16 protein-coding genes are annotated in these 20383 nt (G+C 73.1%); 9 read left to right on the top strand and 7 right to left on the bottom strand.

The annotated features are described in order from the left end of the window. The first annotated feature begins 31 nt into the window (after window positions 1–31). Window positions 32–700 carry an NUDIX domain-containing protein gene (locus tag WN71_RS11325; protein ID WP_046588406.1) on the top strand — a complete coding sequence of 223 codons (669 nt, stop codon included), beginning with the start codon at window positions 32–34 and terminating at the stop codon, window positions 698–700. Window positions 701–801: 101 nt separating this feature from the next. Here the strand turns inward: WN71_RS11325 and WN71_RS11320 are convergent, their stop codons facing one another. After that, complete coding sequence (locus WN71_RS11320; RefSeq protein ID WP_046588403.1) at window positions 802–1554, bottom strand: TetR/AcrR family transcriptional regulator; 753 nt, start codon at window positions 1552–1554, stop codon at window positions 802–804. 237 nt (window positions 1555–1791) lie between these two features. On the opposite strand from WN71_RS11320, the gene WN71_RS11315 reads away from it, so the two are divergent. Continuing rightward, complete coding sequence (locus tag WN71_RS11315) at window positions 1792–3120, top strand: UDP-glucose dehydrogenase family protein (RefSeq protein ID WP_046588401.1); 1329 nt, start codon at window positions 1792–1794, stop codon at window positions 3118–3120. 16 nt (window positions 3121–3136) lie between these two features. After that, window positions 3137–4165 (top strand): UDP-glucuronic acid decarboxylase family protein, encoded by a 1029-nt coding sequence (locus WN71_RS11310; protein WP_052743112.1) that lies wholly within the window; start codon window positions 3137–3139, stop codon window positions 4163–4165. A gap of 30 nt (window positions 4166–4195) precedes the next feature. On the opposite strand, the gene WN71_RS11305 is transcribed toward WN71_RS11310, so the two are convergent. Both WN71_RS11305 and WN71_RS11300 read right to left on the bottom strand, forming a co-directional pair. Then, window positions 4196–4924 carry a class I SAM-dependent methyltransferase gene (locus WN71_RS11305; protein WP_046588399.1) on the bottom strand — a complete coding sequence of 243 codons (729 nt, stop codon included), beginning with the start codon at window positions 4922–4924 and terminating at the stop codon, window positions 4196–4198. 12 nt (window positions 4925–4936) lie between these two features. Further along, a complete protein-coding gene (locus WN71_RS11300; RefSeq protein ID WP_046588397.1) occupies window positions 4937–9316 on the bottom strand; it encodes an aminotransferase class I/II-fold pyridoxal phosphate-dependent enzyme in 4380 nt (1459 codons plus the stop codon). A 255-nt stretch (window positions 9317–9571) separates the two neighbouring features. Between WN71_RS11300 and WN71_RS11295 the strand changes: the two genes are divergently transcribed. The 3 genes from WN71_RS11295 (at window position 9572) to WN71_RS11285 (ending at window position 12305) form a co-directional block, all read left to right on the top strand. Beyond that, window positions 9572–10144: a TetR/AcrR family transcriptional regulator gene (locus tag WN71_RS11295; RefSeq protein WP_046588394.1), complete on the top strand. Its 573-nt coding sequence runs from the start codon at window positions 9572–9574 to the stop codon at window positions 10142–10144. A gap of 221 nt (window positions 10145–10365) precedes the next feature. Next, window positions 10366–11544: an acyl-CoA dehydrogenase family protein gene (locus tag WN71_RS11290; RefSeq protein ID WP_046588481.1), complete on the top strand. Its 1179-nt coding sequence runs from the start codon at window positions 10366–10368 to the stop codon at window positions 11542–11544. Between the two features lie 2 nt (window positions 11545–11546). Further along, window positions 11547–12305 (top strand): SDR family NAD(P)-dependent oxidoreductase, encoded by a 759-nt coding sequence (locus WN71_RS11285; protein ID WP_046588392.1) that lies wholly within the window; start codon window positions 11547–11549, stop codon window positions 12303–12305. 60 nt (window positions 12306–12365) lie between these two features. On the opposite strand, the gene WN71_RS11280 is transcribed toward WN71_RS11285, so the two are convergent. The 4 genes from WN71_RS11280 to WN71_RS11265 form a co-directional block, all read right to left on the bottom strand. After that, window positions 12366–13148: a GntR family transcriptional regulator gene (locus WN71_RS11280; RefSeq protein WP_046588479.1), complete on the bottom strand. Its 783-nt coding sequence runs from the start codon at window positions 13146–13148 to the stop codon at window positions 12366–12368. A gap of 70 nt (window positions 13149–13218) precedes the next feature. Continuing rightward, a complete protein-coding gene (gene iolD / locus WN71_RS11275; protein WP_046588390.1) occupies window positions 13219–15090 on the bottom strand; it encodes a 3D-(3,5/4)-trihydroxycyclohexane-1,2-dione acylhydrolase (decyclizing) in 1872 nt (623 codons plus the stop codon). Window positions 15091–15100: 10 nt separating this feature from the next. Continuing rightward, complete coding sequence (iolB, locus tag WN71_RS11270) at window positions 15101–16033, bottom strand: 5-deoxy-glucuronate isomerase (RefSeq protein ID WP_046588388.1); 933 nt, start codon at window positions 16031–16033, stop codon at window positions 15101–15103. A 67-nt stretch (window positions 16034–16100) separates the two neighbouring features. After that, window positions 16101–16979: a Cgl0159 family (beta/alpha)8-fold protein gene (locus WN71_RS11265; protein ID WP_046588386.1), complete on the bottom strand. Its 879-nt coding sequence runs from the start codon at window positions 16977–16979 to the stop codon at window positions 16101–16103. 373 nt (window positions 16980–17352) lie between these two features. Here WN71_RS11265 and WN71_RS11260 point away from each other — a divergent pair, with 373 nt between their 5' ends. Genes WN71_RS11260 through WN71_RS11250 form a run of 3 tightly spaced genes read left to right on the top strand, consistent with a single transcriptional unit; the run spans window position 17353 to window position 20383 of the window. Then, on the top strand, window positions 17353–18366 hold the full coding sequence (locus tag WN71_RS11260) for a sugar ABC transporter substrate-binding protein (RefSeq protein ID WP_046588384.1): 1014 nt from the start codon (window positions 17353–17355) through the stop codon (window positions 18364–18366). After that, window positions 18366–19442: an ABC transporter permease gene (locus WN71_RS11255; RefSeq protein WP_046588383.1), complete on the top strand. Its 1077-nt coding sequence runs from the start codon at window positions 18366–18368 to the stop codon at window positions 19440–19442. Before WN71_RS11260 ends, WN71_RS11255 begins: the two co-directional genes overlap by 1 nt. A gap of 5 nt (window positions 19443–19447) precedes the next feature. After that, on the top strand, window positions 19448–20383 hold the full coding sequence (locus tag WN71_RS11250) for an ATP-binding cassette domain-containing protein (protein ID WP_046588380.1): 936 nt from the start codon (window positions 19448–19450) through the stop codon (window positions 20381–20383).

Here is a 20383-nt window from a genome sequence, read left to right as displayed (position 1 = left end):
CGCTCCCGCCGCGCCAGGGCGGTGGCGCCCGATGACCGCCGGCGCCGACGTCCCCGACGGCCGTGGCCGTACCGGACTCCACCGCACCGGACTCGACCTGCACGGCAACCCGCGCGTCAAGGTGCGCGAGGTGACACTGCTGTCCAGCCACTGGTACGTCGAGCGCACCACCGTCTTCGACTACCGGCACGCCGACGGAGTCTGGCGCACCCAGGAGCGCGAGACGCACGACCGCGGCAACGGCGCCACCCTCCTGCTCTACGACGCCGAACGGGAAACCGTGCTGCTCACGCGGCAGTTCCGCTTCCCCGTGTACGTCAACGGGCACCCCGACGGCATGTTGGTCGAGACGCCCGGCGGACTCCTCGACGACGAGGACGAGCACCCGGAGGCGGCCGTGCGCCGCGAGGCGGTGGAGGAGACCGGGCACACCGTCGGCGAGGTCCAGCACGTCTTCGACGTCTACATGAGCCCCGGCTCCGTCACCGAGCGGGTCAGCTTCTACGCGGCCTCCTACGGCGCCTCGACCCGCACCCACGAGGGCGGCGGCCTCGACGAGGAGGGCGAGGACATCGAGATCCTCGAACTGCCCTTCCGCAGGGCCCTCGGCATGATCCGCACCGGGGAGATCGCCGACGCGAAGACCATCATGCTGCTCCAATGGGCGGCGCTGGACGGGCCGTTCGCGCCCTCGGCGTAAGGGCCGCCCGTGCTCCCGGTGTAGGGGTCCGCCCGTGCTCCAGGCGTAGGCGTCCGCCCGTGCTCCCGGTGTGCGCGCCGCGCATCATCCGGGCGGTTCTCCTACGACGGCCGGGCGAACCGGTCGAGCAGCACGTCCAGGCCGGCCAGCAGCGCCTCGGGGCCGCCGCGTTCCGCCAGGGCGGCGGCGGTCCCGCGCAGCACCGGCAGCTCCTGGGCCGGCATCCGGTGCAGGCCGAGCCGGAAGGCGGGGTCGGACTCCTCGGGGTTGTCGACCATGGGCCGCAGCTCGACGGTGATGTACCCCAGCAGCCAGGCGGTGCAGGCGCGGAAGGCCGCCGAGGCCGCCGCGTCGTCGAGCCCGGCCTCCCGCAGCAGCACCAGGACCCGCTCGTGGTCGCGCAGTACCGCGAGCGGCCGCCGGGCGAGCGGCACGGCCAGCATCCGGGTGGCGATCAGCGGCACCACGTGCGGGTGCGACAGGCAGACGTCGTACGCCGCGAGGGCGAACCGGTGCAGCTCGGCCCGCCAGTCCCGGCCGGCGTCGGAGCCGCCCCGTTCCGGCTCGCCCGACAGCCGTTCCTCCAACTCCAGGTAGAGCGCCTCCACCAGGCCGTCGAGCAGCGCGTCCTTGCCCTCCGCGTACCGGTACAGGGCCATCGCCTCGACGCCCAGTTCCGCGCCCAGGTGACGCATGCTCAGCGCGGAGAGGCCCTCGCGGTCCACCAGTTCCAGGGCGCAGGTGAGGACGCGCTCGCGGCTGAGCCGCCCGTAGCGTCCGCGATCGCTGGCGCGGCGCGCGGGGCCCGCGGCGGGCTGCTGGCCCTTCCTTCTGCCTCCGGCCTGCTCGGCCATGCCTTGCCTCCCGAAGTCGGCCCTGTCATCGGGCCGCTCGCTCTTGTTGACTCTACGCAGCGGGTGGCGCAAGGTGTATGTATACGTCGTAAATATACGCCATTTGCACGAGTCGGGTCCGACACGTACAACCCCGGCGGGCGCCGGGCGTGACATCGGCGGATCCCGCGTCTCGCGGCCGGCACCGGACTTTCGCGCCGCCCCGGCCGCACCACCCCTCCGACCACGGAGAACGTCATGCGCATGACCGTCATCGGCACCGGATACGTCGGCGCCGTCCATGCCGCCTGCATGGCGGACCTCGGCCATCAGGTCCTCGGGGTGGACGTCGACACCGAACGGACCGCCGCGCTCGCGGCGGGCCGGCCGCCGTTCCACGAACCCGGACTGTCCGCCATGCTCCGCCGCGTCATGGACGCCGGCCGGCTGACCTTCACCACCTCGCCGCGGCTGGCCGGAGCCTTCGCCGACACGCACTTCATCTGCGTCGGCACCCCGCAGCGGCCCGGTGACGGCGCCGCCGACCTGCGGTATGTCGAGGCCGCCGTCGACGCCCTCGCGCCCGCCCTGCGGGCGGACGCCCGTCACCCCGAGACCGTGGTGATCGGCAAGTCCACCGTGCCCGTCGGCACCGCCGAGCGGCTCACGGCCCGGCTCGCGGCGGCCGGCGCCCACGCCGACGTCGCCTGGAACCCGGAGTTCCTGCGCGAGGGCAGCGCCGTCCAGGACACCCTGCGGCCGGAACGGATCGTCGCGGGCGTCGGCTCGGCCCGCGCCGAGGCCCGGCTGCGCGAGATCTACGCGCCCCTGCTCGCCGCCGGAGTGCCCTTCCTCGCGACCGACACCGCGACCGCCGAACTGGTCAAGGTCGCCTCCAACTCCTTCCTCGCCACCAAGATCTCCTTCATCAACGCCATGGCGGAGATCTGCGACGCCACCGGTGCCGACGTGCTCACCCTCGCCGAGGCGATGGGCGCCGACTCCCGGATCGGGACGCGCTTCCTCGCCCCCGGACTCGGCTTCGGCGGCAGCTGCCTGCCCAAGGACATCCGGGCGTTCGCGGCCCGCGCGCAGGAGCTGGGCCTCGGCGCGTCGACGGAGTTCCTGCACCAGGTCGACGCGATCAACACCCGGCAGCGCGACCGCACCGTCGACCTCGCCCGCGACCTCGCCGGAGGCGCGTTCGCCGGGCGCAGCGTCGCGGTCCTCGGCGCCGCCTTCAAACCGGGCAGCGACGACGTGCGCGACTCGCCCGCCCTGGCCGTCGCCGAGGCCGTGCGCCGCGAGGGCGCGCAGGTCAGAGTGCACGACCCGGAGGCCGTGGACAACGCCCGCGCGGTGCGCCCCGACCTCCAGTACGCCCTGGACGCGACCAAGGCGTGCGAGCGGGCCGACGTGGTCCTGCACCTCACCGAGTGGCCCCAGTACCGCGAGCTCGACCCCACCGCCCTCGCCGCCGTGGTGCACACCCCGGCGCTGGTCGACGGGCGCAACACCCTCGACCCGGCACCCTGGCACGCGGCGGGCTGGACCGTGCGCGCGCCGGGGCGCCCGCGGCTCGGCTGACCGGCGGGAGGAACCCATGCGTGTCGTGATATCGGGCGGAAGCGGCTTTCTCGGCTCACACCTCGCCGAGGCGCTGCTCGCCAGGGGCGACGAGGTCCGCTGCCTGGACGACTTCTCCTCGGGCCGGGCGCAGAACGTGGCCCACCTGCGGCACACGCCCGGCTTCGCGTGCGTCCGCTGCGACGTCACCGAGTCGGTGCCGGTCACCGGGCCGGTGGACGCCGTCGTCCATCTCGCCAGCGCCGCCTCGCCGTTCGACTACGCCCGCCGCCCGTTGCAGACGCTCGCGGCGGGCAGCCGGGGCACGGAGAACCTGCTGCGGCTGGCGGTCCGGCACCGCGCCCGGTTCGTCCTCGCCTCCACCAGCGAGGTCTACGGCGACCCCGAGGTGCACCCGCAGCGCGAGGACTACTGGGGGCACGTCAACCCGGTCGGCCCGCGCAGTGTCTACGACGAGGCCAAGCGGTTCGCCGAGGCACTGTCCACCGCCTACCGGCGCGCCGAGGGCGCGGACGTCGGGATCGTACGGATCTTCAACACGTACGGCCCCCGGATGCGCGCCCACGACGGACGGGTGGTGTCCACCTTCGTCCGGCAGGCGCTGGACGGCGAGCCGCTGACCCTGTTCGGCGACGGCGGCCAGACCCGCAGTTTCTGCTACGTCGACGACCTGGTCCGGGGCCTGATCGCGATGGTCGACGCCCGGCTGCCCGGCCCGGTCAACCTGGGCAACCCGGTCGAGCGGACCGTGCGGGAGCTGGCCGAGCTGGTGCTGCGGATCACCGGCTCGGCGAGCGGGCTGCGGTGTCTGCCGCTGCCCGACGACGACCCCGTGCGCCGCCGCCCCGACATCACCCTCGCCCGGGAACGGCTCGGCTGGCGGCCGCGCATCCCCCTGGAGACGGGACTCGGCCGCACGGTGGCCTGGTTCGCCGCCCACCCCGGCGACGCGGTACGGCACCCGGACGGGTCACGGCACCCGGACACGGCACGGCACCCGGACGCGGTACGGCGGCCGGACCGGTCGCCCGTGGGCCGGCCCTGACCCGGCCCCCTCGGCCTTGACCCGGCCCCCTCAGCGCGTGCGGCCCGTCAGCAGGACCATCCCCGAGTCGCCGTAGTCCGGCAGGGTCGGGTCGGTGTCGATGCGGGTCACCTCCAGCTCCTCGGTCAGCGGCGTGAACACCTCCCGCACCCGCTCGACGCCCACCGGGCAGCCCGGCCAGCGCGAGTGCGGGCCGATGCGATAGGTCGGCATGTTCTCCATGAACGCCGCCACCAGGTGCCCGCCGGGCGCCGCGCAGCGCGCGAACAGCCGGCAGAACTCGGTGAACTCCTCGAGGTCCTCGGTGGCGCCCTCCGCCACGAAGTGCATCGACACCAGCCCGTAGCCGCCGGGCGGCAGGGCCCGTACGTCCCCGTGCACGATCCGCACCCGCTCCAGCGCGGCCCGTGGCGTCGCGGGCAGCCGCGGGTCGAGCCGCCGGCCCAGGGCGTGGAACCGCGCCCAGCTGGGATCGGGACCCAGGGCAAGCTGCCGCCGCAGATACGCCACGTTCGCGGCGCCCGCCTCCACGGCGTCGATGCGCCGGCTCACCGTGGCGGCCAGCATCAGCGGATACAGGTTGGGCCCGGCGCCGAACTCCAGGGAGCGGGCGACGCTGTCCGGCTCCAGGCGCCGGTAGTAGGCCGCGTGGTGGGACATCACCGCGGTGTCCGCCGGGTGCAGCTCGCGGTAGTTCTCGGCGAGGTAGTCCTGCACCGGCCAGTGGTCCCAGTCCACGTCGTCGTTGTGGGTGCACACGAAGCGGGCCCCTCACGTCCGGTGCCGCAGCGCGCCGCGCCGGTCGAGCTCGGTGAGCGCCCCGCACAGCCGGTCGATGTCCTCGTCCGAGTTGAGCGCGGTGACCTGGACGCGGAAGCCGACCCGGTCGCGGGGGACCAGCGGGTAGGCGGCGAGCGTGACATAGACGCCCCGCTCCCACAGCGTCGTGCCGACCCCGTCCAGTTCGTCCGCGTCGGCCAGCGGTATCTCGACGATCGGCAGCTCGCCCCGGCCGGGCGTGTCCAGGTCGAGGGACTGCGTGTGGTCGAGGACCCGCACGGTCTTGCGGTACAGGTCGGCCCGGAGCGCGTCGCCGCGCCGGTCGTTGACCTCCAGACCGGCCTGCGCGGTGGCGAGGGAGGCGACGGGGGAGGGGCCGGAGTAGAGATAGGGGCCGGCCTCGGTCTTGAGCCGGTTCTTCAGCGCGGTCGGCAGTGCGAGAAACGCCAGCAGCGACGAGTACGCCTTGGAGAACCCGCCGACCAGCACGATGCCGTCGTAGCTCTCGTCGGTGTGCCGCACCACGCTGTTGCCGCGGATGCCGTACGGGCAGGGCTCGTCCGCCGCGCGCTGGCCGATCACGCCGAAGCCGTGCGCGTCGTCGACGTACAGCGTCGCGCCGTGGTCGCGGCAGATCGCGGCCAGGGCGGGCAGGTCGGGGATGTCGCCGGTCATGCTGTCCACGCCGTCCAGGCAGACCAGCCGTGGCCCGTCCGCCGCCGGCACCGCCTTCAACAGGGCGTCCAGCTGGTCCGGCCGGTCGGAGCGGAAGCGGTGCAGGGTCGCTCCCCGGCCGCGGGCCGAGACACAGCCGTCGTAGACGGTCCGGTGCGCGGTCGCGTCGACGAAGACATGACCGGTGCCGGCGAGCACCGGGATGACGGCGGCGTGGATCAGGGTGATCGTGGGCAGCAGCAGCGTGTCCTCGGCGCCGAGCAGGGACGCCAGCCGCTCCTCGATGTCCGGGTACAGGCGCGGGCTGCCGAGCAGCCGCGACCAGCTCGGATGGGTGCCCCAGCGGCGCACGGCCGGTTCCACCGCGTCGATGACCTCGGGGTCCCAGTCCAGGCCCAGGTAGTTGCACGAGGCGAAGTCGACCAGCCAGTGGTCGCCGCACCGGATGTGCCGCCCGCACACCTCGTCCAGGACCGCGTCGCTCATCGGACTGCTGTCGAGCAGGGAGTCCAGACCCGAGCCGCCCCGGCCCGGACGGCCCCGCGGACGTTCTGCGGTGGCGCTGCGCATGACGGTGTGCCCTTCGTCGTCGGTCCCTCGGCCCCCTGTGTCGTCGCGCATCCGGCCCGGCACGGCGACCCGCTCGAGGACGTTCCCGCGCAGGGCGCGGGCGCCCTGTTCCAGCGTCATCGGCGGGGCGAACAGGAAGCCCTGCCCGTAGCGGCAGCCGATGTCGCTCAGCAGATCGCGCTGGGCCGGCTCCTCGATGCCCTCGGCGATCACCTGCAGGCCCAGGGTGTCCGCGATCCGCACGATGCCCTCGACCAGGGCGGCCTGCTGCGGGTCACGGGGGATGTCGTCGATGAACGTCTTGTCGATCTTCAGTACGTCGAGCGGGAACTCCCGCAGATAGCGCAGCGACGAGTACCCGGTGCCGAAGTCGTCCACCGCGATCCGCACCCCGAGGTCCTTCAGCTGCCGGATCAGCCCGTCCAGCTCCTCGTCCTGCTGCATCAGCACCGACTCGGTCAGCTCCAGCTGGAGCGAGCCCGGCTCCAGACCCGGCGTGTCCAGGGCGTGGCACACCTCGTCCAGGAAGCCCGCGTCGCGCCACTGCCGGCCGGAGACGTTGACACTGACGTACGGTGGCGCGGAACCCCCCTCGGCGAGGTGGGAGGTGTGCTGGAGCCGGGCCATGTCGGCGGCCGCGCTGCGCAGCACCCACGCGCCCAGCGGGGTGATGTGGCCGGTCTCCTCGGCCAGCGGGATGAACTGCTTGGGCGGGACCGGGGCGCGCCGCACGTGCGGCCAGCGGGCCAGCGCCTCGAAGCCGACGACGTCGCCCCGCTCGATGTCCACGACCGGCTGGTAGCGGACCGTGAACTCCTCCCGGGCGATGGCCTCGTCCAGGCGGGCCCGCATGTCGTGCCGTTCGGCCATCCGCACCCGCAGCTGCGGCCGGTAGCGGCGCCACTGGCACTTCCCGTCGCCCTTCGCCGCGTACAGGGCGAGGTCGGCGAGCGCGAGCAGCTCCTCGGCGTCGGTGCTGTCCTGCGCGGTCGCCACGCCGACGCTCGCGCTGACGCTGACATGGGTGCCGTCCAGTTGGAAGGGCCGGTCGAGACTGCGGATCACCTGCCCGGCCAGCATCTCGGCGTCGACCGGCTGATGGGCGTCCTCCATCAGCACGGCGAACTCGTCGCCGCCCAGCCGGGCCGCGGTGTCCGTGCGGCGCAGGGTCTGCGACAGGCGCCGGCCGACGGACTTCAGCAGCCGGTCGCCCACGGCGTGCCCCAGGGTGTCGTTGACGATCTTGAAGTCGTCCAGGTCGATGAAGAGCAGGCAGGTGAGCACCGGCTCGCGCCGGCCCCGCAGCAGGGCGCGCCCGGTCCGTTCCAGGAGCAGGGTGCGGTTGGGCAGCCCGGTCAGCGAGTCGTGGAAGGCCCGCTCGGTCAGCTCGTGCTCCAGCTTGCGCTGCTCGGTGACGTCCCGCAGGGTCACCACCAGCCCGTCCACCGTCTCGTCGTGGCGCAGGTCGCGGCAGCGCGCCTCGACCTCCAGACGCGTGTTCTCCCGGAGCACCCACCAGTGGTCGTGGGTCTCGGTGCGGCCGAGCCGGCCCAGGGTGGCGAGGGTGCGGTCCACCCGCTCCCGGTCGCGCGGGTGGATCAGGGCACGCAGCGGTGTGCCGGTGATGTCGGAGCTGCCGAAGACGGCCGCGGCGGACGGGCTGGCGTAGCGGACGTCGCCGTCGTCGCCGACGATCAGGATCACGTCGGAGGCGTTGTGCACGAGGGTGCGGAAGTACGCCTCGTTCTCCCGGCGGATGATCTCCTGGCGCAGCGCGATGCGTTCACTGGCGAGCCCGGCCTGCGAGGCGAGGATGTCCAGCGAGTCGCTCATCTCGCTGAGCCGGCGCTCGGGGCCGCCCGCCAGCAGGACCCCGGCGAGCCGGCCGCCGTCCAGCCGGTCGGGCCGGACCATCGGGCACACCAGCGCGGTGGGCGCGGAGCCGAGCCGCCCGGCGATGTCGGGGCTGAGCCGGCGGACCGGCACCAGGACCGTGCGGTGCTGCGCCGTGCGGTGCGGCCCGGCCAGGTGGGTGTAGAGGCTCTCCGCCTGCTCCGAGGTCAATAGCAGCGTGTGGTGCGCGTCCTCCGGGCCGAACAGCGTGTCGACGGCGGTCTCGCAGCACCGGGCGACCTCGGCGGTGCGGGTCGCCGCGACCAGGGAGGCGGTGGCGGTGCGCAGCGTCTGCTCACGGGCCACGGCCTTGCGGTGGGCCACGACCATGCCGCCCAGGCGCAGGATCACCAGCAGGAACAGCAGGGTGGAGAAGGCCGCGAGCACCGTCGCGTCGTGCACCGTTCCGGTCCGCTCCTCGAAGAGCAGCACGGCGGGCGCGATGAGGGTCGCGCAGGTCAGCAGCACGAGCCGGCGGAAGGGCGGCAGCAGGGACGGCGGCCGTGGCTCCGGCCGGGTCAGCAGGGCCATGGAGGGGTGCAGGGCGGCCAGGCCCCAGGCCGTGTAGAAGATGATCCAGCCCGAGTCCAGCGCGGTGCCGGCCTGCCAGGTGCCGTTCAGCTGCAGGATGCCGTAGGTGATGTCGAAGACGAGCAGGGTGGCGGTGCCGAGGAACAGCAGCTGGACCGAGCGGTTGATGCCGTAGACGGAGCTGGGGGCCAGCAGCCGTACCAGCATGGCCAGCACGAGGACGTCGCCCAGCGGGTACGCCATGCTGATCGCGCGCTGCTCCCAGGTCAGGCCCTCGGCGGTGGCGAGCGGCCGGACGAGGTAGACCCAGACCGGCAGGGCCAGACCGGCGGTGATGATCAGCGCGTCCAGCAGGCTGGGCAGGTCGCGGTCGACCCAGCGGTAGCGGACCAGGCCGAACAGGCCGACGGCGAACAGCGGGTAGACGACCAGGTAGCAGGCGTCCGCGGGGGAGGGGAACGGGTTGGAGGCGTGGAAGTACGCCTCCTGGGCGTTGTAGTAGGTGTCGCCCGCGGAGAACGCGAGCAGGCCGGCCGCCAGCAGGAACCAGGGCCAGCGGTGGTCGGGCCGGTGCAGCCGCACCCCGGTGAGTACCGCGCCCGCGCCGCCGAGCCCGAACAGCGCCCACAGCGGGGTCAGCAGATCGGGCACGGTCAGGTAGACGACAGTGACGATCCCGACCGCGGTGAGGTAGAAGACCATCAGTCGATGGGTCAGCGACACGGACGGGCGCCTCCTCGGGACCGAGGGCGCAGGGAGCGGCTGTGCCGCGTTCACCTGGGTGTTTCGCCCAACGATCATAGGCATGGTGGGGGAGCGGGCGCATCTCCTCGGGGCGGGAGGGCCGCCCTCCGGGAGGGCGGGCGAGGTGCCGTCACGGCCCCCGAGGGGCCGGCCCGTGAGCGTCCGCGACGCCCGGTCGCCCCCGTTCGGGCGGGGCGCCGATAGGCTTGGATCATGCCGTCCGTCCGCCGCACCGCCCGCCAGTCCGACCTGCTGGAGCGCCTGGTCTCCCTGCTGGTGGCGGAAGGATTCGCCGATCTGACCCTGGACGGCCTCGCCGAGCGCCTGCGCTGCTCCAAGACCACCCTCTACCAGCTCGCGCGCAGCAAGCAGGGCCTGGTGGTGGAGGCCGTCAAGCACTACTTCCGCGGCGCGACCGAGGCCGTGGAGAAGCGGGTCGCGGAGACCGCCGAGCCCTCGGACCGGGTGCGCGCCTATCTGACCGCGGTGGCCGAGCAGCTGCGGCCGCTGTCGCGGCGGTTCCTGGACGACGTCGCCGACTTCCCGCCCGCCCGCGAGGTCTACGAGGCCAACACCCGCATGGCGGCCGAGCGGGTGCGCCGGCTGATCTCCGAGGGCGTCTCCGGCGGTGCCTTCCGGGAGGTGCACGCCGCCTTCGTCGGCGAGGTCGCGGCCGCCACCATGCGCCAGATCCAGCAGGGCGAGCTGGGCGCCCGCACCGGGCTGTCCGACGCGGAGGCGTACGAGCAGCTCGCGTCGCTGATCGTGCACGCCGTGTCGTCCTGAGCGCCTTCCGGGCTCCGTGAACCGCCCCCGCGCGCAGGGAATCCGTGTGCGAGGTGTCGACGGAGCGTGAGCACAGGGAATCCGTGTGCAGGCATGGACGGAGCGTGAGCGCGGGGAACCGGAACTTCACCAGAGCGTGACCCGTGGCCCGTTGCACTCGACGGGCGTACGCTGAATGATACGCACGTACACCTTCCAGTATCATTTTCGTGGAGGTCACCATGCCTGCCACCCGCATGCTGCCGACCGAGGAAGCCGTCGACCTGATCGCGCTGACCCGGACGCTCGCCGCCAAGGAACTCGCACCCCGAGTCGCCGACGCGGAGGCCGACGGCACCTTCCCCCGGGACGTCTTCACCACCCTCGGGCGCAGCGGGCTGCTCGGCCTGCCGTTCGCCGAGGAGGACGGCGGCGCGGGCCAGCCGTACGAGGTCTACCTCCAGGTGCTGGAAGAGATCGCCGCCGTCTGGTCCAGCGTGGCCGTCGGCGTCTCCGTGCACGCCCTGTCCTGCTTCCCGCTCGCCCGCTTCGGCACCGCCGAGCAGCGCGCCACGTGGCTGCCGGACATGCTCGCCGGAGAGCTGCTCGGCGCCTACTGCCTCTCCGAGCCGCACGCCGGCTCCGACCCGGCCGCCATGCGCACCCGCGCGGTCCGCGACGGCGACCACTACGTCATCAACGGCACCAAGGCCTGGACCACGCACGGCGGCTACGCCGACTTCTACACCGTGATGGCCCGCACCTCGGACGACCGCTCGCACGGCATCTCCTGCTTCCTCGTGCCCGCCGGCACCGAGGGCCTGAGCGCCGACCCGCCGGAGCGCAAGATGGGCCTGACCGGCTCGGCGACCGCCACCATGCGCCTGGAGAACGTGCGGGTGCCCGTCGAGCGCCGGATCGGCGAGGAGGGCCAGGGCCTGTCGATCGCGCTGGCCTCCCTGGACTGCGGCCGCCTCGGCATCGCCGCCGTCGCCACCGGCCTCGCCCAGGGCGCCCTCGACCACGCGGTGCGCTACGCCCGCGAGCGGGAGACCTTCGGCAAGCCGATCATCGAGCACCAGGGCCTCGCGTTCGTCCTCGCCGACATGGGCGCCGCCATCGAGTCGGCCCGCGCGACCGCGCTGGCCGCCGCCCGGCTGAAGGACCGGAACCTGCCCTTCACCCGGGAGGCGTCCATCGCCAAGCTGGTCGCCACCGACAACGCCATGAAGGTGACCACCGACGCGGTGCAGGTCCTCGGCGGGTACGGATACACCCGCGACTTCCCCGTCGAGCGCTACATGCGCGAGGCCAAGGTCATGCAGATCTTCGAAGGGACCAACCAGATCCAGCGCCTGGTCATCTCCCGCGCGCTGGACCGTAACGAGGGCGGTGTGCTCACCGTCCTCGGCAAGGAGTGAGGATGCAGCTCGACAACACCGCCGCCCTCGTCACCGGCGGTGCGTCCGGCCTCGGCGCGGCCACCGCCAAGGCCCTGGCCGAACAGGGCGCGACGGTCTTCGCCGTCGACCTCAAGAACGGCATCGACCAGGCACCCGAGGTCGAGGGCGTACGGTACGTCGCCGCCGACGTCACCGACCCCGGCCAGGTGCGCGCCGCCGTGGAGGAGGCCGCGGGCGCCGGGGTGCCGCTGCGCACCGTCGTCAACTGCGCCGGGATCGGGCCCTCGGCGCGCATCCTCGGCAAGCGCGGCGTGCACGACCTCGCGCTGTACGCCAAGGTCGTGCAGATCAACCTGATCGGCTCCTTCAACGTGCTCGCGCTCGCCGCCGAGGCCATCGCGCGGACCGAGGCCGACGAGCACGGACAGCGCGGCGTGATCATCAACACCGCGTCCATCGCCGCGTTCGACGGGCAGATCGGACAGGCCGCCTACTCCTCCTCCAAGGGCGGCATCGTCGGCCTGACCCTGCCCGCCGCCCGCGACCTCGCGCAGCACGGCATCCGCGTGTGCACGATCGCCCCGGGCATCGTCGAGACGCCGATGCTCGCCACGGTCTCCGAGGAGTTCCGCGCCTCCCTCGCGGCCGGGGTGCCCTTCCCGCAGCGCCTGGCGCGGCCGGAGGAGTACGCCAAGCTGGCCCTGGCGATCGTCGACCACGACTACCTCAACGGCGAGACCATCCGCATGGACGGCGCCCTGCGGATGGCGCCCCGCTGATCCCCGGCCGGTCCCTCCACGGGCCGCCGCGTCCCCGGGACCCGGCGGTCCGCCCCGGTCTCAGGGCCTGACCAGCAGCTGGAAGTCGAAGGAGTACCGGGACGCGCGGTAGACGTGCGTCCCGTACTCCACCGGCCGTCCGGTGTCGTCGTACGCCGTCCGCCGCATGGTCAGGAGCGCGGCGCCCTCCCGCTCCTCCAGCCGGGCCGCCTCGGCGGCGTCCGCGCAGCGCGCGCCGACCGTCTGCCGGGCGCTGTGCAGGGTGATGCCGGACGCGCGCAGCAGCTGGTACAGGCCCGTCGACTCCAGCCGGGCGCTGTCGAGTTCGAGCAGCCCGGCCGGCAGGTAGTTGCACAGCAGCGCCACCGGCTGACCGTGCGTGGAGCGCAGCCGCTCCAGGCGGACCACCTCGGCGCCCTCCGGGACCCCGAGCGCGGCGGCCACGTCCGCGGGCGCCGGGACCCGTTCGTTGCGCACGACCTGCGTGGCCGGACCCTGCCCGGCCGCCTCCAGGTCGTCGTAGAGACTGCTGAGCTCCAGCGGCCGCCTGACCTGGCTGTGCACGACCTGCGTGCCCACCCCGCGGCGGCGCACCAGCAGCCCCTTGTCGACCAGCGACTGGATCGCCTGCCGCACCGTCGGCCGGGACAGCCCGAGCCGGGTGGACAGGTCGACCTCGTTGCCCAGCAGGTCGCCCGGGGCGAGGGCGCCCTGCTCGATCGCCGCCTCCAGCTGCTGCGCGAGCTGGTAGTACAGCGGCACGGGACTGGTGCGGTCCAGCGCGAACGGCACGGGGTCCAGTGCGGAGACCGCGGCACGGGACCGGCCACCTCTCGTCGCCACCAGCGGCACCCACTTCCGTCTTTCGGTCTTCGGATGATCGGACTTCGGATGATCAGTGATGGTAGGCGGCTCAGAGATACCGGCGGCGGCCGGTGACCTGCCGGTCGTAGCGGGTGCGGGCGGCGACGGCGGCCTCGCGGGAGGCCACCTCGGCCACCGGCACGTCCCACCACGCCTCGGCGGGCGGGGCGCTCGGCGCCGGGTCCGTCTCGACGTACACGCAGGTCGGCCGGTCCGAGGCGCGGGCGGCGGCCAGCGCCCCGCGCAGCTCGCCGACGGTCTTCGCGCGCAGCACGTCCATGCCGAGGCTGGCCGCGTTGGCCGCGAGGTCCACCGGCAGCGGGGCGCCGGTGAACGTGCCGTCCGCGGCCCGGAAGCGGTAGGCCGTGCCGAACCGCTCGCCGCCGGTCTCCTCGGAGAGCCCGCCGATGGAGGCGTACCCGTGGTTCTGGACCAGCACCAGGTTGACCGGCAGGCCGTCCTGGACCGCGGTGACGATCTCCGTCGGGTTCATCAGATACGTGCCGTCGCCCACCAGCGCCCACACGGCGACGTCCGGCGCGGCCTGCTGCACGCCGATGGCGGCCGGGATCTCGTAGCCCATGCAGGAGTAGCCGTACTCCAGGTGGTACTGGCGCCGGGAGCGGGCGCGCCACAGCTTGTGCAGGTCGCCGGGGAGCGAGCCGGCCGCGTTGATCACCACGTCGTCGTCGCCGACGACCGCGTCCAGCGCGCCCAGCACCTGGGTCTGGGTGGGCACGGCGTGCTCGTCCCCGGCGCGGAACGCCGCCTCGACGACCTGCTCCCAGCGCTGCTTCCCGGCGCGGTACTCCGTCTCGTACGACGCCTCCACGCGGTGCCCGGCGAGCGCGTCCGTCAGGGCCGCGAGCCCGGTGCGGGCGTCGCAGACCAGGGTGGCGGCGGCCAGCTTGTGCGCGTCGAAGGCGGCGATGTTGAGGTTCACGAAGCGCACGCCGGCGCGCTGGAAGAGCGTGCCGGAGGCGGTCGTGAAGTCCGTGTACCGGGTGCCGACGCCGATCACCAGGTCGGCGGTGCGCGCCAGGTCGTCGGCGACCGCCGTGCCGGTGTGCCCGACGCCGCCCACGTCCGCGGGGTGGTCGTGGCGCAGCGAGCCCTTGCCCGCCTGGGTGGAGGCGACCGGGATGCCGGTGGCGTCGACGAGGGCCGCGAGCGCGTCCTCGGCGGCGCTGTGATGGACGCCGCCGCCCGCGACGATCAGCGGGCGCCGCGCGGCCCGGACCGCGCGCGCCGCGTCCGCCAGCTCCTCGGCGTCGGGGGCCGGGCGCCGTACCCGCCAGATCCGGTCGGCGAAGAACTCCTCGGGCCAGTCGTACGCCTCCGCCTGTACGTCCTGCGGCAGCGCAAGGGTGACCGCGCCGGTCTCGGCCGGGTCGGCGAGCACCCGCATCGCGTGCAGGGCGGTGGGGATCAGCTGTTCGGGCCGGGTGACGCGGTCGAAGTACCGGGAGACCGGGCGCATGGTGTCGTTGACCGAGACGTCCGCCTCCACCGGGTGCTCCAGCTGCTGGAGCAGCGGGTCGGCCGCGTGGCCGGCGAAGTAGTCGCCGGGCAGCAGCAGCACCGGGACGCGGTTGACCGTGGCCAGCGCGGCGCCCGTGACCAGGTTGGTCGCGCCGGGCCCGATGGAGGTGGTCACCGCCTGCGCGGAGAGCCGGTCGAGCTGGCGGGCATGGCCCACCGCCGCGTGCACCATGGCCTGTTCGTTGCGTCCTTGGTGGTACGGCATGACGTCGCCGTACTCCAGCAGGGCCTGGCCGATCCCGGCGACGTTGCCGTGGCCGAAGATGCCCCAGGTGCCGGCGATCAGCCGGTGCCGTACGCCGTCGCGCTCGGTGTACTGCGCGGCCAGGAACCGCACCAGCGCCTGGGCGACGGTCAGCCGGCTCGTGGAAGGGCTCATCTCGGGGACCTCACTCGGAAGAGGCGGAAGAGGACGGGGACTGGGACGGGGACTGGGTCGGGGTCGGGGCGGTGTACAGGGGCAGGCGGGGGTCGACGGGCTGTCCGGGCCAGGTGCCGCGGATCCAGGCGTGGTCCGGGTGGTCGCTGATCAGCCAGGCCCGCTCGGGGTCGGGGCCCGCCATGACGTTGAGGTAGTACATGGCGTGGCCGGGCGCCGCGACGGAGGGCCCGTGCCAGCCGTCGGGGATCAGCACGACGTCCCCGCCCCGCACCTCGGCGAGCACGTCCGTGCCGCGGCCGTGGCCGGAGGGGGAGACCCGCTGGTAGCCGAGGCCGGGGGTGCCGTCGTGTCCGGCGAACTCGAAGTAGTAGATCTCCTCCAGGACCGACTCCTCGCCCGCGCGGTGCTCGTCGTGCTTGTGCGGCGGGTACGACGACCAGTTGCCGCCCGGCGTGAGCACCTCGACGGCGATCAGCCGGTCGCACTCGAACACCCCTGCCGCGCCGAAGTTGTTGACCTGGCGCGAGCAGCTCCCGGTGCCGCGCAGCTCCACGGGCACGGCTGAGGCCGGTCCGTGGCGGGCGGGCAGCCGCCGGGTGCAGCGGGCGCCGGTGAGCGCGAACCGGCCGCCCGCGGTGGAGGAGACGGTGGCGCGGGCGTCCCTCGGGACGTACGCGAAGTCGCTGACGGCCGCGAACACGCTGTCGCGGCCGTGCAGTTCGAAGGTCTCGTGGCCGAAGTCGTCGGCGCTCGCGACCGTGCAGGCACCGGCGAGCGGCAGCACGATCCACTCGCTGTCGCCGGTGTCGAAGGTGTGGCCGCCGCCCGGCGGCAGTTCGAGAACGCGCAGGGCGGCGTGGCCCCAGCCGGCCCCCTCGGGTGTGACGTCGACGACGTAGGGTCCGGCGGCGGACGTGCCGGCGGGCAGATGCCAGGTCATTGCACTCCTCTCGGGCCGCTCCTCTTCCGGGCGGGCGGCTGCCAGTCCATCGCGCTCCTCCTCCGGTTCACAGCAGGCCCACCGCCGTGTCGACCGCCTGCTCGACGCCGCCCTCGGCCGGGTAGAGCAGGGAGCGGCCGACGACCATGCCCTGCACGGTGGGCAGCCGCAGCGCCTTGCGCCAGCGTTCGTACGCCGCCTCCTGGTCGCCGCCCACGTCGCCGCCGAGCAGCACGGCCGGCAGGGTCGACGCCTCCAGCGCGCCCGCCATGTCGTCGGGGTCGTCGGTGACGGGGAGTTTCAGCCAGGTGTAGGCGGAGGTGCCGCCGAGGCCCGAGGCGATGGCGACGGAGCGGGTGACGGCCTCGGCGCTCAGGTCGTTGCGGACCCGCCCGTCGACCCGGTGCGAGAGGAACGGCTCGACGAACAGGGGCAGTCGGCGCTGCGCCATCGCGTCGATCGCGCGGGCCGCGGACTCCAGGGTGGTCAGCGAGCCCGGATCGGCGTAGTCGACGCGCAGCAGCAGTTTGCCCGCGTCGAAGCGGAGCCGGGCGAGGTCCTCGGGGCGGTGCCCGGTGAAGCGGTCGTCCAGCTCGAAGGCGGCCCCGGCGAGCCCGCCGCGGTTCATCGACCCCATGACCACCCTGTCGTCGAGGACGCCGAGCAGCAGCAGGTCCTCCAGGACGTCCGCGGTGGCGAGCACGCCGTCGACACCGGGTCTGGACAGCGCGACGCACAACCGCTCCAGCAGGTCGGCCCGGTGGGCCATGGCCAGCGTGCGGTCGCCGACCCCGAGCGCGCCGCGCGCGGGGTGGTCGGCGGCCACGATCAGCAGGCGGCCGCTCGGACCGACCAGCGGCCGGCGCACCCGGCGGGCGGCCGCCTCGGCGATGGCCTCGGGGTGCCGGGCCCGTACCGAGGCGAGGCCGGAGATGCTGATGCTCACGGGGGGACTCCGTTCGGGGTGGCGCGGTCAGCCGGGGGACTCCGTTCGGGGTGGCGCGGTCGGCCGGGGGTCTCCATCTGCGTCAGGGGTACGCCGGTCCGGAGGGGGTAGGGATCGAGCCCTGTGACCGGCTCCCGGGGTGGCCCCCTCAGGTGTAGGTCGCCGGACCGGGCCGTGTCAATAGTTTGTACTTACATTCGGACCTGTATCTGAAATGATGTCTTAACAAAGTATTGACGGCGGGCGTCCCAAGGACTTGAATCCCGTCCCAGCGCAGTCGCCGCTTCCGCGGCAGGACCACCGGGCCCCGGATCCCCGCGATCCCGCTCCCCGTTTCCCAGGCCGTTCCCCTGTTCGCACAGTGAGGTGCTGGATGGACCGCTTCTCTCGCTCCCGCAGATTCGCCCCCCTCGTGGCCGTGGCCGCTGCGGCGGCACTGACCCTCGCGGGCTGCTCCAGCAGCTCCGGCGGAAAGAAGGCCGACGAGAAGGGGTCGGGCGCCTCCGCGGGCAAGGCGACCACTCCCCGGATGACCGTCGCGCTCATCACCCACCAGGCGCCCGGCGACACCTTCTGGGACATCGTCCACAAGGGCGCGGAGGCCGCCGCCGCCAAGGACAACGTCAAGCTCGTCTACTCCGCCGACCCCAACGCCGGCAACCAGGCCAACTTCGTGCAGAACGCCATCGACCAGAAGGTCGACGGCATCGCGATCACCCTCGCCAAACCCGACGCCATGAAGGACGTCGTCGCCAAGGCGAAGGCCGCGAACATACCCGTCGTCGGCCTCAACTCCGGGGTGAGCGACTGGAAGAGGCTCGGGCTGATGGAGTTCTTCGGCCAGGACGAGACGGTCGCGGGCGAGGCGTTCGGCAAGAAGCTGAACGAGCTCGGCGCGAAGAAGACCGTCTGCGTCGTCCAGGAGCAGGGCAACGTCGGCCTGACCCAGCGCTGCGACGGCCTGAAGAAGGCCTTCTCCGGCACCACCGAGGTGCTCTACGTCAACGGCACGGACATGCCGTCGGTGAAGGCGACCATCACCGCCAAGCTCAAGCAGGACACCGCCATCGACTACGTCGCCACGCTCGGCGCCCCCTACGCGCTGACCGCCGTGCAGTCCGTCGCGGACGCCGGCAGCAAGGCCAAGGTCGCCACCTTCGACCTCAACAAGGACCTCACCGGCGCCATTTCGAAGGGCACCATCCAGTTCGCGGTCGACCAGCAGCCCTGGCTCCAGGGCTATCTCGCGGTCGACTCCCTGTGGTTGTACAAGAACAACGGCAACTACATGGGCGGCGGCGAGCAACCGGTGCTGACCGGACCGGCGTTCGTCGACAAGACCAACGTCGACGCGGTGGCGCAGTACGCCGCGAAGGGCACCCGGTGATGAGCATGACCGAGCACGCCGGGCCGGCGGTGACCACACCGCCGGCCCCCGGCCCCGGGGGGACCGACGGCCGGACCGCGCCCCGGCCCCCGCTCCTGCGCCTGCTGGCCCGCCCCGAGGTGGGTGTCCTCCTCGGCGCGCTGGCCGTCCTGGTCTTCTTCCTGATCGCCGCGCCCTCGGTCCGCCAGGGCGGCTCGATGGCCACGGTGCTCTACCAGTCCTCCACCATCGGCATCATGGCCCTGCCGGTCGCGCTGCTGATGATCGGCGGCGAGTTCGACCTGTCGTCCGGGGTCGCCGTCGTCACCTCCGCGCTCACCGCGAGCATGCTCAGCTACCAGCTCACCCTGAACGTGTGGGCCGGCGTGATCGTCGCGCTGGTCCTCTCCCTCGCGATCGGCGCCTTCAACGGCTGGATGGTGATCAGGACCGGACTGCCCAGCTTCCTGGTCACCCTGGGCACCTTCCTGATCCTCCAGGGCGCGAACCTCGCCGTCACCAAGCTGGTCACCGGCAATGTCGCCACCGACGACATCAGCGACATGGACGGCTTCGACCAGGCCAGAAAGGTCTTCGCGTCCTCCTTCGACGTCGGCGGCGTCCAGGTGAAGATCACCGTCGTGTGGTGGCTGGTCCTCGCCGCCCTCGCCACCTGGGTCCTGCTGCGCACCAAGTACGGCAACTGGGTCTTCGCGGTCGGCGGCAACAAGGAGTCGGCCCGCGCGGTCGGCGTCCCGGTGACCTTCACCAAGATCACCCTGTTCATGGCCGTCGGCTTCGGCGCCTGGTTCATCGGCATGCACAACCTGTTCTCCTTCAACACCGTGCAGTCCGGCGAGGGCGTCGGCCAGGAGCTCATCTACATCTCCGCGGCCGTCATCGGCGGCTGCCTGCTCACCGGCGGCCAGGGCTCCGCGATCGGCCCGGTCTTCGGCGCGTTCATGTTCGGCATGGTCAACCAGGGCATCGTCTACGCCGGCTGGAACCCCGACTGGTTCAAGGCGTTCCTCGGCGTGATGCTGCTGGGCGCCGTACTGATCAATCTGTGGGTCCAGCGGACCGCGACCAGGAGGTGACCGGAATGACCGACCACGACACCCCCGCCCCGACTGCCGGTGAGGCCCCCGCCCCCGCCCCGACAGCCGGTGACGGCGCCGCCCCGCTGGTCGAGCTGCGCGGCGCGGGCAAGTCGTACGGCAACATCCGCGCCCTGCACGGCGTCGACCTCACCGTCCACGCCGGGAAGGTCACCTGCGTCCTCGGCGACAACGGCGCGGGCAAGTCCACCCTCATCAAGATCATCTCTGGGCTCCACCGGCACACCGAGGGCGACTTCCTCGTGGACGGCGCGCCGGTCCGCTTCGCCAGCCCCCGCGAGGCGCTCGACCGGGGCATCGCCACCGTCTACCAGGACCTCGCGACGGTCCCGCTGATGCCCGTATGGCGCAACTTCTTCCTCGGCTCCGAGCTGACCCGGGGCCCGTGGCCGGTCCGCCGTCTCGACATCGCCCGCATGAAGGCGACCGCCGACCAGGAGCTGCGCCGCATGGGCATCGTCCTGGACGACCTCGAACAGCCCATCGGCACGCTGTCCGGCGGCCAGCGCCAGAGCGTGGCCATCGCCCGCGCCGTCCACTTCGGCGCCCGTGTCCTCATCCTCGACGAGCCCACCGCCGCCCTCGGCGTCAAGCAGTCCGGCGTGGTCCTCAAGTACATCGCCGCCGCCCGCGACCGAGGCCTCGGGGTCATCTTCATCACCCACAACCCGCACCACGCCTACCTGGTCGGAGACCACTTCAGCGTGCTGCGCCTGGGTACCCTCGAACTGTCCGCCGACCGCGCCGACGTCAGCCTCCCGCAGCTCACCGACCACATGGCGGGCGGCGCCGAGCTCGCCGCCCTCAAGCACGAACTCGCCCAGGTCGGCGGCGTGGACGTCGATCTGCTCCCCGAGGAGAAGGACCTCACCGCACCCCTCGCCGCGCCCGCGGCCCCGCCTTCCGAAGGGAACCCCTGA

The organism is Streptomyces mangrovisoli (genome assembly GCF_000974985.2).
Lineage (GTDB): Bacteria > Actinomycetota > Actinomycetes > Streptomycetales > Streptomycetaceae > Streptomyces > Streptomyces mangrovisoli.
Note: the sequence above shows the minus strand (reverse complement) of the source record. Positions and strands in the feature narration are given on the sequence as shown.

What these genes read in the sequence shown, in the direction of transcription:
- WN71_RS11325 (WP_046588406.1), top strand. Translation starts at nt 32, where the DNA reads ATGACCGCCGGCGCCGACGTCCCCGACGGCCGTGGCCGTACCGGACTC.
- WN71_RS11320 (WP_046588403.1), bottom strand. Translation starts at nt 1,554, where the DNA reads ATGGCCGAGCAGGCCGGAGGCAGAAGGAAGGGCCAGCAGCCCGCCGCG.
- WN71_RS11315 (WP_046588401.1), top strand. Translation starts at nt 1,792, where the DNA reads ATGCGCATGACCGTCATCGGCACCGGATACGTCGGCGCCGTCCATGCC.
- WN71_RS11310 (WP_052743112.1), top strand. Translation starts at nt 3,137, where the DNA reads ATGCGTGTCGTGATATCGGGCGGAAGCGGCTTTCTCGGCTCACACCTC.
- WN71_RS11300 (WP_046588397.1), bottom strand. Translation starts at nt 9,316, where the DNA reads ATGGTCTTCTACCTCACCGCGGTCGGGATCGTCACTGTCGTCTACCTG.
- WN71_RS11295 (WP_046588394.1), top strand. Translation starts at nt 9,572, where the DNA reads ATGCCGTCCGTCCGCCGCACCGCCCGCCAGTCCGACCTGCTGGAGCGC.
- WN71_RS11290 (WP_046588481.1), top strand. Translation starts at nt 10,366, where the DNA reads ATGCCTGCCACCCGCATGCTGCCGACCGAGGAAGCCGTCGACCTGATC.
- WN71_RS11285 (WP_046588392.1), top strand. Translation starts at nt 11,547, where the DNA reads ATGCAGCTCGACAACACCGCCGCCCTCGTCACCGGCGGTGCGTCCGGC.
- iolD (WP_046588390.1), bottom strand. Translation starts at nt 15,090, where the DNA reads ATGAGCCCTTCCACGAGCCGGCTGACCGTCGCCCAGGCGCTGGTGCGG.
- iolB (WP_046588388.1), bottom strand. Translation starts at nt 16,033, where the DNA reads ATGACCTGGCATCTGCCCGCCGGCACGTCCGCCGCCGGACCCTACGTC.
- WN71_RS11260 (WP_046588384.1), top strand. Translation starts at nt 17,353, where the DNA reads ATGGACCGCTTCTCTCGCTCCCGCAGATTCGCCCCCCTCGTGGCCGTG.
- WN71_RS11255 (WP_046588383.1), top strand. Translation starts at nt 18,366, where the DNA reads ATGAGCATGACCGAGCACGCCGGGCCGGCGGTGACCACACCGCCGGCC.
- WN71_RS11250 (WP_046588380.1), top strand. Translation starts at nt 19,448, where the DNA reads ATGACCGACCACGACACCCCCGCCCCGACTGCCGGTGAGGCCCCCGCC.